15 protein-coding genes are annotated in these 16,420 nt (G+C 47.2%); 5 read left to right on the forward strand and 10 right to left on the reverse strand.

The annotated features are described in order from the left end of the window. Positions 1–66: 66 nt before the first annotated feature. Together R3D86_13780 and R3D86_13785 are read left to right on the forward strand one after the other, a co-directional pair. On the forward strand, positions 67–1,023 hold the full coding sequence (locus R3D86_13780) for a proline iminopeptidase-family hydrolase (protein MEZ5759285.1): 957 nt from the start codon (positions 67–69) through the stop codon (positions 1,021–1,023). Between the two features lie 3 nt (positions 1,024–1,026). Next, positions 1,027–3,087 carry a molybdopterin oxidoreductase family protein gene (locus tag R3D86_13785; protein ID MEZ5759286.1) on the forward strand — a complete coding sequence of 687 codons (2,061 nt, stop codon included), beginning with the start codon at positions 1,027–1,029 and terminating at the stop codon, positions 3,085–3,087. On the opposite strand, the gene R3D86_13790 is transcribed toward R3D86_13785, so the two are convergent. Genes R3D86_13790 through R3D86_13805 form a run of 4 tightly spaced genes read right to left on the reverse strand, consistent with a single transcriptional unit; the run spans position 3,088 to position 5,653 of the window. Continuing rightward, entirely contained in the window at positions 3,088–3,309 is a 222-nt protein-coding gene (locus tag R3D86_13790; GenBank protein MEZ5759287.1) for a hypothetical protein, read from the reverse strand. It abuts the gene before it with no gap. Between the two features lie 20 nt (positions 3,310–3,329). Beyond that, entirely contained in the window at positions 3,330–3,548 is a 219-nt protein-coding gene (locus R3D86_13795; protein MEZ5759288.1) for a hypothetical protein, read from the reverse strand. A 19-nt stretch (positions 3,549–3,567) separates the two neighbouring features. After that, positions 3,568–4,917 (reverse strand): radical SAM protein, encoded by a 1,350-nt coding sequence (locus tag R3D86_13800; GenBank protein MEZ5759289.1) that lies wholly within the window; start codon positions 4,915–4,917, stop codon positions 3,568–3,570. A 37-nt stretch (positions 4,918–4,954) separates the two neighbouring features. Next, positions 4,955–5,653 carry a prolipoprotein diacylglyceryl transferase gene (locus R3D86_13805; protein ID MEZ5759290.1) on the reverse strand — a complete coding sequence of 233 codons (699 nt, stop codon included), beginning with the start codon at positions 5,651–5,653 and terminating at the stop codon, positions 4,955–4,957. Positions 5,654–5,932: 279 nt separating this feature from the next. Here R3D86_13805 and R3D86_13810 point away from each other — a divergent pair, with 279 nt between their 5' ends. Further along, positions 5,933–8,320 (forward strand): transporter substrate-binding domain-containing protein, encoded by a 2,388-nt coding sequence (locus R3D86_13810; protein ID MEZ5759291.1) that lies wholly within the window; start codon positions 5,933–5,935, stop codon positions 8,318–8,320. A gap of 2 nt (positions 8,321–8,322) precedes the next feature. Here the strand turns inward: R3D86_13810 and R3D86_13815 are convergent, their stop codons facing one another. Both R3D86_13815 and R3D86_13820 read right to left on the reverse strand, forming a co-directional pair. Then, positions 8,323–8,778, reverse strand: a complete 456-nt coding sequence (locus R3D86_13815) for a GNAT family N-acetyltransferase (protein ID MEZ5759292.1) — start codon at positions 8,776–8,778, stop codon at positions 8,323–8,325. 87 nt (positions 8,779–8,865) lie between these two features. Continuing rightward, positions 8,866–9,879 carry a 1-aminocyclopropane-1-carboxylate deaminase gene (locus tag R3D86_13820; GenBank protein MEZ5759293.1) on the reverse strand — a complete coding sequence of 338 codons (1,014 nt, stop codon included), beginning with the start codon at positions 9,877–9,879 and terminating at the stop codon, positions 8,866–8,868. 160 nt (positions 9,880–10,039) lie between these two features. On the opposite strand from R3D86_13820, the gene R3D86_13825 reads away from it, so the two are divergent. Further along, complete coding sequence (locus R3D86_13825) at positions 10,040–10,501, forward strand: Lrp/AsnC family transcriptional regulator (GenBank protein MEZ5759294.1); 462 nt, start codon at positions 10,040–10,042, stop codon at positions 10,499–10,501. 37 nt (positions 10,502–10,538) lie between these two features. Here R3D86_13825 and R3D86_13830 read toward each other — a convergent pair whose 3' ends face one another. Further along, the gene (locus R3D86_13830) at positions 10,539–11,006 is read right to left on the reverse strand and encodes a hypothetical protein (GenBank protein ID MEZ5759295.1); all 468 of its coding nucleotides are present in this window, start codon (positions 11,004–11,006) and stop codon (positions 10,539–10,541) included. 174 nt (positions 11,007–11,180) lie between these two features. Beyond that, entirely contained in the window at positions 11,181–12,221 is a 1,041-nt protein-coding gene (locus R3D86_13835) for a methylated-DNA--[protein]-cysteine S-methyltransferase (protein MEZ5759296.1), read from the reverse strand. 261 nt (positions 12,222–12,482) lie between these two features. Here R3D86_13835 and R3D86_13840 point away from each other — a divergent pair, with 261 nt between their 5' ends. Next, positions 12,483–12,914, forward strand: coding sequence for a glyoxalase superfamily protein (locus R3D86_13840; GenBank protein ID MEZ5759297.1), 432 nt, complete (start codon positions 12,483–12,485; stop codon positions 12,912–12,914). 25 nt (positions 12,915–12,939) lie between these two features. Here R3D86_13840 and R3D86_13845 read toward each other — a convergent pair whose 3' ends face one another. Together R3D86_13845 and R3D86_13850 are read right to left on the reverse strand one after the other, a co-directional pair. Next, positions 12,940–14,649, reverse strand: a complete 1,710-nt coding sequence (locus tag R3D86_13845) for an amidohydrolase (GenBank protein ID MEZ5759298.1) — start codon at positions 14,647–14,649, stop codon at positions 12,940–12,942. Continuing rightward, positions 14,630–16,333 (reverse strand): amidohydrolase, encoded by a 1,704-nt coding sequence (locus R3D86_13850; protein ID MEZ5759299.1) that lies wholly within the window; start codon positions 16,331–16,333, stop codon positions 14,630–14,632. Before R3D86_13850 ends, R3D86_13845 begins: the two co-directional genes overlap by 20 nt. Between the last annotated feature and the right edge of the window lie 87 nt (positions 16,334–16,420).

The following is a 16,420-nucleotide window of genomic DNA, read 5'->3' on the forward strand; positions in this document are numbered from 1 at the left end:
CAATAAAACTGAATTTGTACTTAAACTGTTAATGAGTTCACTTAACCAAAAAAACCGGACCTTGTCATGAAAATTATTCACCTGTTGCTGATTATTCTCTTCACCGCCGTCAGCCCGGCGCTGGCCCATCAGGACCCGGACCAGTCGGGCTTTATCGATGTTGAGGGCGGCAAAATATGGTACCGGCTTAACGGGCTTGAACATCTGGGCAAAACGCCTGCCATTATCGTCATGCATGGCGGCCCGGGCGGCACCCACCGGGGCCTTATGCCCTATGTTGAGCTGTCGGATACTTACCCCGTCATTCTTTATGATCAGCTCGGCACCGGGATGTCGGCCAAATTTGTCGATGATCCGAATGACCAAAGCCTTTGGACGGTTGAGCATTTCGTCAGCGAAATCAGCAGCATCAGAAAAGCACTGGGACTGGATAAAGTGATCATCGCCGGGCACAGCTGGGGCGGGACGTTAAGCGCCGAATATGCGGTTAAAAATGAAAAGGGGCTGGTTGCCGCCATTTTCAGCAGCCCGCTGATCAGCACGCCGCAGTGGGTCGCCGATAACCGTGAATGGATCCGCCAATTGCCGGAAAATTACCGCACCGCAATTGAACGAAATGAAGCGGCCGGCACCTTTGATAATACCGAATACCGCGCTGCGGAGGCCGCCTTTTATGATGAACATATGTGCCATAATGACTGCGTTGATTATGGCTTTCGGGATAATGGCGCCCCCGGCAACCGTGATATGTATATGACCATGTGGGGACCTAGCGAATTTACCGCCAACGGCACACTGGAAAATTATGACATCAGCCCGAAACTGAATACGGTAAAAGTTCCCGTGCTGATGATGTGCGGTGAATTTGATGAAGCGGCACCCAAATCATGCGCGAAATATGCCGCCATGGTCAAGGACGCCACCAATGTCGTGGTGCCCGGTGCCGGTCATGCCACACTGGGCGAGCAGAAGGATTTTGTCATCGGCACCGTCCGCCGCTGGTTAAGGGAGCATGTGAAGTAAATTATGAAACCTGAAATTCATTATAGCGCCTGTCCCCATGATTGTCCGTCCACCTGCGCGCTTGTGGTCGAAAAACTTGATGATAACACCATCGGTCGCGTGAATGGCAACCCGGATAATCCCTATACCGCCGGGGTGATCTGCGCCAAAGTGGCAAGATACGCTGAACGCACCCACCATCCCGAACGCCTGACCGTTCCTTTAAAGCGCACCGGGCCCAAGGGATCAGGGGAATTTGCCGAAATTTCGTGGGATGAGGCGCTTGATACTGTCGCCGACGCTTTCAAAAAAGCCGCAGAAAAGCACGGCCCCGAAACCGTCTGGCCCTATAGCTATGGTGGCACCATGGGGCTAGTGCAGGAAGGCGGGCTTGAACGACTTCGTCATGAAATGGGTTATTCCATCATGCGCTCAACCACCTGCGGCGGGCTCGTGAATACCGGCTGGCTGGCCGGGTTTGGCCGCAAAATCGGCCCCGACCCCCGCGAAATGGCCGAAGCGGATTTGATCATCATCTGGGGCACCAATGCCGTCTCAACCCAGGTCAATGTCATGACCCATGTTGCGCGGGCGAAAAAGAACCGTGGTGCCAAAGTGATCGTTGTTGATCCCTATGAGAACCCGACCGCAAAAACCGCCGATATCCATATTTCCTTACGTCCGGGTACCGATGGTGCCCTTGCCTGCGCCATGATGCATATTGCCTTTCGCGATGGTTATGCCGACCGGGATTATATGAAAAAATATACCGATGTGCCGGGGGAACTGGAAGCACATCTCGCCACCAAAACGCCCGAATGGGCGGCGGATATCACCGGGCTAAGGGCAGAAGAAATTGAAAATCTGGCCCAACTTTATTTTAAAACGGAAAGGGCCTATATCCGGCTGGGTTTTGGCCTGTCGCGATGCCGCAATGGTGCGGTCAATGTTCATGCGGTATCCTCCATCCCCGTGGTGGCGGGTAAATGGAAGGTGCCGGGTTCAGGCATATTTTTTGCCAGCGGCGGTATTTATCATATTGATAAAACCCTTATTCAGGGTCTTGAAAATAAACGAAAAAATACTCGCTCCATTGATCATTCCCGGGTCGGTCCGGCCCTGACCGGCGATAAAACCGACCTTGGCGACGGCCCGCCGATCACCGCCATGATCATACAGGGCACCAACCCGATGGCGATCGCCCCGGAACAGAATAAGGTACGGGCGGGTTTTGCCCGTGAGGATCTGTTTTTATGCGTCCATGAACAGTTCATGACCGAAACCGCGATGATGGCCGATATTGTCCTGCCCGCCACCACCTTTGTCGAGCATGATGATTTTTATAAAGGCGGCGGTCATACTTTCCTTCATTATGGCCCCAAAATCATTAATCCGGTGGGGCAAAGCCGTTCAAATCATGATGTGATCTGTGCTTTGGCAGCACGGCTTGGCGCCAAGCACCGCGGATTTTCAATGACCGCCAATGACATTATTGCCGAGACTTTTGAAAAATCGGGTTATCCGTCCCTTGAGGACATGCGGCAAAAGCATTTTCATGACTGTGCGGAAAGCTTTGAAAATCATCATTTTCTGAATGGCTTTAATTTCCCCGATGGCAAATTCCGCTTTAAGCCGGGCTGGGAAACTATCGGCCCGCGCGGGGGCGAGCTTCCCGCCCTGCCCGATCATTATGTCGCGCCCGGCGGTGTTGATGATGATCATCCATATCGGCTGGTGACCCCGCCATCGCGGAATTTCCTCAACACCAGCTTTAACAACACACCTAGCTCATTAAAACGGGAAATACGCCCGACACTGCAAATTCACGCATCCGACGCCGAAAAACACGGCGTTAATGATGGTGACCCCGTCTCAATCGGTAATAGACTGGGTGAGGTTACGTTATTTGCCAAAATCGTGGATGGTGCCAAACCCGGCGTGCTGGTCGCCGAAGGCATCTGGCAGAATGCCGCCTTTAATGGCGGCAAGGGCATAAACCAGCTGGTCAGTGCCGAAGTCGCCGCCCCCAACGGCGGCGTCGTTTATCATGATAACGGCGTCTGGCTTAAGGGAGGTAGCGGTTGATTAAGATTGCTCATTTTTCTTCAGGTGAGAGCCAATTACATAAAAGATATAACCCATAAATGTTGGAATACCGCCAATGACAATGATTATCCCTAAATTCAAATATTCATCAGAGGAAAAAATCATGGATATCAAAAAAAGTAGAGTGCATCCTCCACAAAAAAACAGCATGGCAATCCCCAATATCAAAAATAAATAGGCAAAAAATTTACTCAACGTCATTTTATGCTCCCCTTAACTTGCTATTCTTCATCGTCTTTTCTATCAAAATTTATTAATTTTATTATCGACCAAAACGTCCAAACAGTTCCTACAAAAATTATTGGATAACCCCACAACATTGCCAATGCATGACCCAGCCCTTCATCTACATAAAATGCTCTGGTACACAATCCTGCAAATGCTGTAAAAAGCACTAATATGATAATTTTGAAATATTCCTCAAATTTTTCACGTGTCATTTTAAAACATCCCCAATATTCAAGATTTAATTTTTTCTCTCAACTTTTCTACCTCACCATTTCTGTATAATAAATTGTATGTATCAAACGGGATAATCTGACCTTCCCTGGTTACAAAATGGATACATGATCTTTTTACATTGCCTACACAGAAATTATAACGGTCCAAAAATTGGACAACAGAAATCCGAAAAATATTTTCATAACTTAAATTCTCGATCGCCGGAACTTTTGGCAGGCAACAGAGCAGACTTTCCATGCGTTCTGCCGTATTTACATCACCACTGGACATGGAAAAAAGATCAATGACTTTCTGTCTTAAATCGGGCTGTTTTTCGAATGAAACGGCATTTGGCAGTGTTTTTATCATTTCTTCTTTCGGAAACATGGATGTTACCGGCGTAATTTTATCCCCGGAACGTAGCGCATACCCGATGGCAATACTCTCAGGATTGCAGGGTAAAGGAATAATATCATCTGCTTCAAACTTTGATGATTGTTCATATATTGAACGTCTGACGTCGCTTAATAAAAAGCGGTCATTATTTTTGTTAAATCCTTCGTTTCGTCCTACATCCTGTATCGGTTGAAACGTTATACCCCGTACACATTTGAATTTTAGGGCATAATCAATTATTTTGCCAATTTCATGGTCATTGACCCCCTTTTTAACCGTCATCACCAGTGAAGTTGATAGCCCCGCTTCTTCAAGGTTCTGAAGCGCCTGTGAACGAATGCGGCGAAGGTCAGCACCGCGAAGATTTTGCAGGGCTTCTTTTTCCAAACTATCAAACTGTAAATATATCTCAAATCCGGGGGAGAATTTGACCAGTTCTTCCACAAATTTTTTATCCTGCGCTATCCTTAGCCCATTGGTATTTACCATCAGATGGCGAATTGGTTTTGATTTTGCCAGCGCAAGTATTTCAAGAATTTGAGGGTGTATCGTCGGCTCGCCGCCACTAATTTGTAACACATCAGGTTCCCCCTCACTTGAAACAAGGGTATCAAGCATTGCCTCAATTGTTTCTAAGCTTAAGTTCGTCGTTTTAGTTGGCGATGACCCAGCAAAACAGACCGGACAGGTCAAATTACATTCTTCATTGATTTCAATTAGTGCCACACAACTATGTTGTTCGTGATCCGGGCATAATCCACAGTCAAGCGGGCACCCATACTCCGTTTTTGCCTGATATTTTAATGGACGATCGCCAGGTTTAATATACTCTTTTGTGCTTTTAAAATAAGTCGCATCAGAAGATACTTTAGTTTTCTGAACCCCGTGAGTGCGGCAGCGTTTTTGGTAATAAACATCTTCCCCCTCAATAAGTATTTTTGCAGGAACAAGGTCAAGACATTCTTCACACATTGAAGTAGTCTCACCGTAAAATATATAAGGTATTTGCTTACGTAAAGTATCCATTTTTTACTTTGCCGATCATCACTAAACTATAAATAATAAGAATTAAACAGGCGACTTGAAATATATTCAATCCACCGATCCATGTTGAATATGGTTTTAAAAATTCCCAGAAAAAACGTTGTGCGGCATAAAACCCGGTGCAAAGGTAAAAGCCGTTCGCTATGAAGAATTGAGTTTGATATTTAAATAGAAGCAAACTAATAATCAAAAAGCAGAACATGGAAAAGCTCTCATAAAGCTGTACGGGATGACGTTGAATTCCATCACCAAAATCTACTGCCCATGACACATTTGTTATAATTCCATATGTATGATCGTCAAGCCCTGCATAAAAACACCCTAAACGACCGATAATAACAATTACTGTAAAAGGCACAACATACATATAGCCTGTTGAACCTTTTATGTGTTTGAAAATTTTATAGATTTCAATTGTAATTATTGCACCGAACAGTGCCCCTAGTATACTCCGTCCGATCAGAAATTCGCCGGAAAGGTATAAATTTGCCGTCCCTAAAATATAAGCACCACCTATGCTTCCCACACTTAAGGCTAAAAAATAAAAAGGAGTAAGCCTGCTAACCGTTCTTTCTATCGCATTTCTAAGATAAAAGTGGTAAACTCCATATCCTGCAATAATACTAGTAAGTGCTGCAATTAGATCAAAGACTAAATGAGTCAAAATATTCCCCAAAAAAGCAATTCTTAGTTTTGAGGTTAAATGACCATAGAGAAAATGTAAATAATATAGATTTTTTTCCTGTAGTTAGAAAATTACCCCCTCCGGAATTATGAATTGAACAAAAACTCTGACAAAGAATAAATAGTTAGCAGAAATTTAGCCATAAACCTTGAAAATGGCTGAAAACAGGCTTGCGGCTAATTGAAAATTAACCTATTTAATTTATTTTTTTAAGCTCAGAATTATTTTGAACTGCTAAACGTCAGGATTACTTAAAAAGTGGCCGTAAAGAAACGATTTGCTGGGGGGCACACTGGATATGGATTATCCCTCATCATTGCCGTTTTGCTGACGTTTCTGCTCATCCTGCCGGCTGATGCCCAAAACCCTTTTGAAATCCCCGCACTCAGCCCTGAGGAACAGGCCTGGATCAAGGCCCACCCGGTTATCACCGCCGCCAATCCGGAGGATTCAGCACCCTTTTCCCTGACCCGCGGTGGCAAGGTACAGGGCATTGCAGCGGAATATCTTCAACTGATCGCATCCAAGGTCGGCTTAAAAGTAAAATTTGCCGCTCCGGGCAGCTGGACAAACATGATGCAATTGTTCCGCGCCGGGGAAATCGATTTAATCCACAGTGCCCTTAAGGACGCAGAACGGGAAGCGTATATTTCCTTTACGCAGCCCTATTTAAGAATTCCCGTTGTTAATATGGGCCGTGCCGGGACAGCGCATCTTAACAATATTGATGATTTGAAGGGCAAGCGCATCGGCCTGATCCGCGGCTATGTGCTGAGCTATGCCTACCGTAATAAATATCCCGGGCTGACCTATGTTGAATTTGACACTCTGACCGATGCCTTAAAAGCGTTGTCAGCCTCCAAGATTGATATTTTCACCGGCAATATTGTCTCTATCAATTATTCTATTTTGCAGAACTTTATTCCTGATCTTGAAGTGATCGGTCCGGATTATGTACTGGACGCCAACACCCTTGATCACCGTTTCGGGGCGCTTAAAAAAAATGATATCCTGATTGATATTCTGAAAAAAGGCATGACCGCCGTCAGCGACCCTGAATTTATGGAGATATCAGAAAAATGGCAAAGCAACCGGGCCATTTTGACCAGTGATGTTCTTGACCTGACGGCAGAGGAAAGAGCCTGGCTTTCGAACCATAAAGTCATCAATACGGCGGTTGACCCATCGCAAATCCCGCTGGAATTTGTCAATTCAAAGGGCGAAATTGAAGGGGTCACCGGGGCTTATCTTGATAAAATCGCCGAAAAGCTTAACGTCACATTCCAATGGATCGGCAACCCAACCTTCGCGGATGGTATGGAACAGATCAAAAAGGGTGAGGCCGATATTATTACCCTGCTTTCCGCGACCGAGGAAAGACGGCAATATTTAAATTTCACCGATCCATATTTTAATGTCTCATATATGATTTTTGCCCGCGATGATGAACCGATCTACCGCAATATGGATGCGCTTGGCGGGCATTCCGTGGCCCTTGTAAAGGGTTTTGCCAACACGGCATTGGTCAAAAGCCGCTATCCGGATATTGAGGTCATCGAAACCCCGAGCATCCCCGATGCCCTGCGCCTTGTCGCCAATGGCGGGGCCGACGCCTATATTGGCAGTATGCCGCTTGCCACTTATTATATTTCGGCCGAGGCGCTGACAAATATGACCATCGTTGGTGAAACAGATTTCAGAAATGATAATGCCATTGGTATTCGCGCCGATCTGCCTTTGCTCGCAAGTGCCATGCAAAAAGCATTGCAGTCAATTTCCGTTCAGGAACGAACCGAAATTTCAAGAAACTGGCTTGGAATGACCGCCGCCCCGACCGTGGATTATGACCTGATCTGGAAAATATTTATTATAGCCTCCCTGATCGTGGTGTTTTTTATTATCTGGAATAAAAAACTGCAGGACGCACATGCAAAAGCGGAAGAGGCCAACAAAGCCAAGTCAACCTTCCTCGCCAATATGAGCCACGAGATCAGAACCCCGCTTAACGCCATCATCGGCTTTTCCGACGCCATGCTGGCCGGACTTGGCGGTGAAATTGAAAACCCGAAACACAAGGAATATATAAACGACATCAAGAAAAGCGGCGATCATCTCGCCACTGTGGTGAATGATATCCTTGATCTTTCAAAAATTGAAAGCGGCAAATGGATTTTAAAGGAAGAAGCCTTCTCGCTTAATGACTGTATTTACGATGCGCTTAAGATTGTTGAGCCGCAGGCTTCATTGAAAAAAATCAATATCGATTATGACAATGGCATTACCATTAATATGATCGGGGACACCCATGCCCTGCGCCGCTGTATTATAAATCTGCTCTCGAATGCCATTAAATTTTCCCATCAGAACAGCCGGATCAAATGCTCAATCGCCAATGATAACAGGGGGATAGACCTTAAAATCAGCGACAGCGGCATCGGCATTCCGCCCGACCGCATTGAAGAGGTCCTAAAGCCGTTTGAACAATGCCATAATGATCATCAGGTTAACGAGGAAGGCACCGGTCTTGGCCTGCCGATCGTCAAACATCTGGTCGAACTTCATGGCGGAAAGTTTGAGCTGAGCAGCCAGCTTAATGTCGGCACAACCGCCAGCATTCACCTGCCCCCTGACCGTAAAGTTGCCTGATTTTAAAGCAGCTTTTCATAATGGACAAAACCGGATACCCCGCCGATCCGGTTATATAGAAGCCGGGCTGTTTTATTATCTTCCTGGGTCAGCCAGTAAACGGTGGCCGATTTATTTTTCTTTGCCGCATCATAGACCGCTTCAATAAGGGCGCGGCCAACCCCGGTACCGCGGGCTGCCGGGGCGGCATATAAATCCTGCAGATAACAGCCGTCATTCAAGGACCAGTTTGTCCGGTGGAATAGATAATGGACAAAGCCGACCAGCGTCCCTTCGCGGTACGCGCCTAGCGCATAGACCGGTTCCGCCGCATCATGAAAGCGGCGCCAGTTATTCTTTGAAATATCATCAGAAAGGCTGGCATTATAAAATTTCAGATAGCCCTGCCAAAGCCGGTACCAGTCATCATATTCATTTTTGCCGATTGGCTTGACATCAACCATAACAGTCCCTCCCATAATTCTCTCTCTGGGAATAAGTGTACCTTATCCATGGTCAATTGCCTAGCCATATCGGCATCAATAAAATGTGACCATATGTGAATTTTACCCGTTCCGGAAAGCATAGCCATAACCGTTAATGGCCGGTACACCGCCAAGATGGGCATAAAGTATTTTTGAGCCCTTCGGGAAATAACCGCGCTTGACCAGATCAATAAGCCCCTGCATCGATTTTCCTTCATAAACCGGGTCAGTCATCATGCCCTCAAGCCGCGCACAAAGGCGGATCGCGTCCTTGGTTTCTTCCGACGGCACACCATAAGCGGGATAGGCATAATCCTCAATCAGCACCACATCGTCCTCGACCAGGTCCGTATCCAGCTCGACCAGTTTTGCCGTTTTCTGGGCGATATCAAGCACCTGTGCCTTGGTCTGGGCCGGGGTGCCACTGGCATCGATGCCGATGACTTTACGCTCGCGACCATCAGCGGCAAAGCCCACAAGCATCCCCGCATGGGTTGATCCGGTCACGGTGCAGACAACAATATAATCAAATTTAAAGCCAAGCTCCGCTTCCTGCGCCCGGACTTCTTCTGCAAAGCCGACAAAACCCAGACCGCCATATTTATGAACCGATGCCCCGGCCGGGATCGGGTATGGCTTTCCACCCTTGGCTTCCACATCTTTCAGCGCATTTTCCCAGCTTTCCCGGATACCGATATCAAAGCCTTCATCGACCATTTCAACATCGGCACCCATCACCCGCGACATCAGGATATTACCGACCCGGTCATAAACCACATCTTCATGGGGAACCCAGCTTTCCTGAACCAGTCGGCATTTAAAACCGATCTTGGCCGCAACCGCCGCCACCTGACGCGTATGGTTTGACTGAACCCCGCCGATCGATACCAGCGTATCCGCGCCAGAGGCAATGGCATCCGGCACAATATATTCCAGTTTGCGGATTTTATTACCGCCAAAGGCAAGCCCGCTGTTGCAGTCTTCCCGTTTGGCATAAACCGCCACATCGCCGCCCAGATGGGTGCTTAATGATTTAAGTTCCTCAATCGGTGTCGGGCCAAAGGTCAGCGGGTATCGTTCAAATTTCTCAAGCATGGGGATATTCCTTTAAATTAAATCTGCAATGATCATAGCAAATTAATAATGAAATGTGCTCTCTAATTTTTAACAGTTTTTATCAATTATTGACAATAAATTGATGTTTTTATTATTATAATGTTCATTTTTTTATGATTTATTGAAAGCTTCTTTCATCATGCAAAATCTTGATAAAACCGATCTTAAGATTCTCCGCGCCCTGCAACGGGACGGGCGGCTGAATAATGCCGAGCTTGCCGAAATGGTCAATGTGTCCCCCGCCACCTGTCACCGCCGCACCCAGCGACTTTTTGATGACGGTTTGATTACATCGGTCCGCGCCGCCGTTGACCCGGAAAAAGTGGGGCATGGCGCCCTTTTTATGGTCGGGGTGGTGCTGGACCGTTCAACCAAGGAAAGCTTCCATGATTTTGAAGCCGCGGTCCTTAAGCTTCCCTTTGTGCTTGACTGTCACCTGACGGCGGGGGATTTTGATTATTTACTCAAAATACGGGTGCGGGATTTAAAGGATTTCAGCAGAATGCATGGCAATAAGCTTCTCGGCCTGCCCGGTGTGCGCCAGACCCGCACATTTTTTGTCATGAAGGAAGTGATCGACAACGCCCCCCTTGATTTCTAAGGGGACAGGAAACATAAATTCAGCTTCTTATTATTTTTTACTTATTAGCTGAAGATAAAAGCTTTTTTTTCTTGGCTTCAATAATTTTCAACTCTTCAAAAAATGAATGGTTATGGCTGAAAAAAACTTTAATATGAATACCTCTTACTTTCCAAGAATTTGCAATTGATGTAAAATATACAAGCAATCCATGAAAATCAGCGAAGTGACGATCCCAATCCTGCAAATCATTTTTTATTATGAATATAATAAATTTTACACCTTTTAGATTGAGCCAATCTAAATTTGACAATTCTTCTTCCATTTGATGCCAATTTGGATCATACAAATCCATATCTGCACCTGTCGCTTTTAATGTTTGATAAGGAATGGAATAATCGCCTCTAAAATCATACTTTATACTTATTTGCAAAACATTATCATTATCCAGCTTATATCGTCTCCATTCTTCAACTTCAAAATGGAATATCTGATTATCATTTTCAAATTCTTCTAACTCAAACATACTAATTTTCCAATTTCAGCTTTTAATACTAGATCACTTTTTAAATATTGTGAGAAATATACTATAAACCACAAAAAGTCATTATAGCCTCCAAAATTATATATAAATTTTTCGACAAAATGACAGTCTGCACTATCCGGCCAAGCCGGAGAGTGGCTGGGATGGGTTGATAACCTACCCTGCCTGCTGGCGTTCCTGGTCAATCAGCGCGCGTTTGCGGTCAAGCCCCCAGCGAAAACCCCCAAGGCTGCCGTCCCCACGAAGGATCCGGTGACACGGCACCAGCACGCCGATATTGTTTCTGGCATTGGCGGAGGCCACGGCCCGCACCGCTTTGGGAATACCCATGCGCTCGGCCTGTTCCTTATAACTCAAGACCTCCCCCGGTTTTACGCTCATTAAAAAGCGCCAGACTTTAATCTGAAAGGCAGTTCCGTTTAAATGAAGCGGGATATCCGGCCGTTTTGCCCCGAAACTGATATGGCGCTCGAACGCCTCAATCCAGTCGTTTAAATGATCATCACTGCTTTTGGGCGTTTTTTTCAGCACCGCATGGGGATATTCGCGCCTTAACTCATCCTCTAATCCCTCTACACTATCCCCGAAATGGATCATACAAACACCGCGGTCAGTCGCCGCCATAATGATCAGGCCAAGCGAACAGTCGCGGATTGCGTATGATATTTCCTCGCCCCGTCCGCCGGAGCGGTATGCGGCGGGGGTCATGCCGATACGGCCGTCAATCTGTTCATATATCCGGCTTGATGATCCGTAGCCCGCTTCATATATGGCGCCGCTGATATCATCCCCGCTCCTGAGCGCCGATTTAAAATGATTAAGCCGAAGCCCGTTTTGATATTCCTTGGGGCTGACACCATAAGCGGCTTTAAATTTCCGCTGGATATGATGGGGGCTTAGGTTTGAAATTTCGGCCAATCGATCAAGGGTTATTTTCTCGTCCGCGTGCTTTTCAATATAATCGGCAATGCGTGCCAGCGGGTTAATATCCCGCGGGTTACATTTTTTGCATGGGCGAAGGCCCTGTTTTTCCGCATCATCGGGTGTATCAAAAAACCGCATATTTTCCCGTAGCGCCGGGCGGGATGGACAGGACGGTTTACAATAAACCCCCGTGGTAATCACACCATAATAAAATCTGCCGTCGAATGATTTATCTCTGGCCTTTATTGCATCTAAATACTGTTCTTCGGTCATTGGAATGCTCCATATAGGTTAATAATAAACCCATTTTACGGAAATTCAATTTCCCATCGTTCCGATAGTTGCGATCATATAAATTTTATTCCTTGCTTGACTTCAATGTCGGCCGGGATTAAAGAATGCCCACGGTTTGGGATACCTGCCGCCCGCGGCGAATGCCATGGTGAAATCCCTTTAAATTAAATTGTTGATCCATTTTGGACTTCACAGCAAAGCGGGCCCTGTCGATTTTGTCCTTAAAGAATGGAGACAAAAATGATTAATCAAGACCTCACCGCTTCAAACCTGAAGCAGCAGGCGACACGCCTGCGAAAATTCCTTGCATCCAAAAATATTGAAATCGGTCACAGCCTTGCGCTGGAGGCGATCGCCAATCAGCACGGCTACCGTGACTGGAACGTGCTTTGTTCTAAACTGGAGCCGGAGGAACCATCCTGGCCCGAAATCGGTGACAAAATTTCGGGAACCTATCTTGGTCATGCCTTTAGTGGTCATGTCCATTCGGTTCATATGTCAAAAATGCCGAATATCAAGCGCTATACATTTCAGTTTGATAATCCCGTTGATGTTGTTAAATCCGATAAATTCAGCCTGTTTCGTAAACGGGTCAGTTCCGACCTATGTCATGAGCTTAAAAGCGTCAATACAAAAGGCGTTATTGATAACCTGCTGATACTGGACAGATAAATGGGTAATGACCCTGACGGCGGGGTCAGCGTTGATAGCGCACCTTGCCGTCAACAATGGTCATAACCGTTTCACTGTCCATAATTTCAATGGGCTTTATTTTCATCCAGTCTTTATCGAAAATACTTAAGTCGGCTTTTTTGCCGACCTCGATACTGCCGCGCATATCTTCCTGAAAGGCGGCGCGGGAAGCCCACAATGTCATTGTCTTAAGCGCCTGATAATGGCTCAGTTTTTCTTCCACATGCCAGTCATCATTATAAAAGCCGTTAAAATCGGTGCGTTGCACCAGCGAGAAAAATTCGACCCGCGGGTCACCCACTTCAACCGGAGCATCGGTCCCGGCGGAAAAACGGATACCCTGATCAATCAGTGACTTCCAGAGATAGGCATTTTTAAGCCGTTCCGAGCCGATCCGCGCCGGGGCAAAATATAAATCGCCCTTGACCGTCGATGCTTCCACCACGGCGAGTATATCAAGATCTTTGTATCGTTTCTGATCGGCCGGGTCGATAATCTGTGCATGTTCAATGCGCCAGCGCGGGTCCGCGTCCACCCGTTCTGACTTTGGTACCGCTTTAAACGCCTGCTCATAAAGATCAAGGGTAAAACGGTTGGCATAATCACCAATGGCATGGGTTTCGATCTGAATGCCTTTTCTTAAGGCCGCTTCCATCACCGGCAGCGCCTCAGCCGGGTCAATCAGCACTGAACCTTTGCTGTTTGGTACATCATCATATGGCGCTAGCAGCGCTGCGCCGCGCGAGCCCAGCGCCCCGTCGGCAAAATATTTAATCCCGCGCACGTCAATCATATCATCGGGTGTTTTCTCGCGGCCACGTTCCAGAAGTTTATAGGCTTCCTCACCCCAAAGCATGGCGTAATATACCCGCACATTCAAATTACCTTCCTCATGCATTTCCTTAAGCAGCGCCAGATCATCATAACTACCGCCGGCTTCCTGAACCTCGGCCCAGCCCATCCGCGCCATGAAATCAACGCCCGCCTGAAGCGAGCGTTTATTTTTTTCTCTTCTTGGCGCCGGGATATGGTTTCTGATCAGCGCCATGGCATTATCGACAAACATCCCTGTCGGGTCACCATTTTCATCACGAAGGATTTGACCACCAGGAGGGTCCGGTGTTTCCCGGGTGATTCCTGAAAGTTCCATTGCCTTTGAATTGGCAACAATGGAATGCTCCCCCGCCCGGTTTGCAACAATCGGTTTATTGGCACTGAACGGGTCAAGGTCGTCTTTATTTAAAAAGCGGTTTTCCTTCCATTTCTTTTCGATCCAGCCGACCCCGACAATCCATTCACCGTCCGGGACATTATCGGCATAGTCCTTAATTTTTTGGACCGTTTCGGTAAGATCATCTATCCCTTGCAAATTAAGGCCGGTTTCGCGCTGCCCGACCCATCGGATATGGGTATGGGCATCGGTCAGCCCGGGAAGCACCATATTTCCCGCCATGTCATATGCTTTTGTACTTTCGCCAATATAACCTTGCGCATCGGCGTTATTGCCAACAAATATGATCTTATCGCCTTTGATCGCGACCGCTTCCGCCGTGGGGTTATCATCATCGGCGGTATAGATGGCCGCGTTATGGATAACAAGATCCGCCGCCATCTTATCCTGCCCGCCCGCCTTTCGGTAAAAAAAGCCGACATAAATCGCCAGAGCGACAACAAAAATAAGGATCAGGCTGTTTCTAAAAATTGGGTTTTTCATAGGTGATTTTACCCCCGACAATGGTCATTAAATTTTCGCTTGTTAATATATCCGCTTCCGGCACGGTCATCAAATCCCGGTCAAAGACTGTGAAATCCGCATATTTGCCAACTTCAACCGACCCACGCAGATTTTCCTGGAAGGCACCATAAGCGGGCCAGATCGTAAACATTTTGAGTGCCGTTTCCCGGCTGACCGCCAGTTCATGATGCCAGCCCTCGCCACTTGTCCCGTCAAGGCGCTTACGGGCAACCGCGGCATAAAATTCAATACGCGGGTCACCCAGCTCAACCGGGGCATCGGTCCCACCCAGGATCACAAGCCCCTTTTCAACCAGTTGTTCCCACGGATAGGAATAGGTAAGCCGCACCGGCCCCAGCCGCGCCGGGGCAAAGTTAAGATCGCCAATCGCATGGCTTGGCTGCATCGACGGGATTACTTTTAAATCGACAAAGCGCTGCTGGTCTTCGGGCGTGATGATCTGCGCATGTTCAAGCCGCCATCTGACATCATCAACCGCCCATTCGGATTTGGGCACGTCATTATAGGCTGCCTCATACCAGTCCAGCAGGGAGCGAACGGCCCGATCGCCAATCACATGGGTTTCAACCTGAATACCTTTTCTGATCGCTTCACGCAAAATCGGTTCCAGTTCTTCCTTGCTTGTCCGGTTCATAAAACCGTTATGATCGGCATCAGAATAATTATCAATCAGTGCCGCACCGCGCGATCCCAATGTGCCATCGATATAAACCTTGATCCCGCGAATATCGACCATATCATCGGCCGTTTTTTCGCGGCCGCGCTTTAATATTTCCGCTGCCTGCGCCACCGGAACCGCTACATAAACGCGGGTGGCCATAGTCCCTTCATCATGGATTTCTTTTAATATTTCAACAACATCATAGGCCATCCCCGCATCCTGGGTCTGGGTCCATCCCATTGACGCATTGGTTTTAAAGCCGCGCAGCAGGCTGTCTTTTTTATAATCTTTCGTTTTGGGCGGAATAATGTCTGTAAATATATTCAACGCATTGGCAAGAATATAACCGGTCGGTGTGCCGTCCGCTTCCCGCTCAAATTTACCGCCGTCAGGGTCCGGTGTATCCTTGGTAATTCCGGCGATCTCTAGTGCTTTTGAATTAACCAGCGCCGAAACACCGTCCGCCCGCGGAATATAAAGCGGCTTATCCGCGGTAAACGAGTCAACGTCATGTTTATTCAGGAAACGCTCCTCGTCGCTCCATTCCCGTTCAATCCAGCCACGCCCCTCAACCCACTGGCCATCCGGTACCGTATCAGCAAAACCCTTAATCGCCGTCACCGTATCTTTTAGTGTCGGGATACCAAAAAGGCTTAATGTCTTATCCCGCTCACCAATCTGTTCCAGATGCTGATGACTGTCGGTAAAGCCGGCAAAAACGGTTTTGCCCGCCATATCCATGACCCGGGCCGTGCCGCACATATATTTACCTGCGTCCGCTTCACTGCCGACAAAAATAATTTTATCGCCTAATACGGCAACCGCCTCCGCCGTCCAGTTATCATCATCCGCCGTATAAATTTTCGTATTATGAAGGACAAGATCCGCCGCTTCGCAGGCAATTTCCGGCGTATCCCCCTGACCACAGGCCGAAAGGACCGCCGATAAACCACAAATAAGCGTCACCTGTTTTAAATTCATATTTTATTCCTTTTTAACCTGACAATATTCGGATAGCCGCGCCCTCGCCCGATCGCTATAGCTTATCAAACTCTAGGAAGGATCGCA

This window comes from Emcibacteraceae bacterium, from assembly GCA_041396985.1.
In the GTDB taxonomy this organism is placed as follows: domain Bacteria; phylum Pseudomonadota; class Alphaproteobacteria; order Sphingomonadales; family Emcibacteraceae; genus Pseudemcibacter.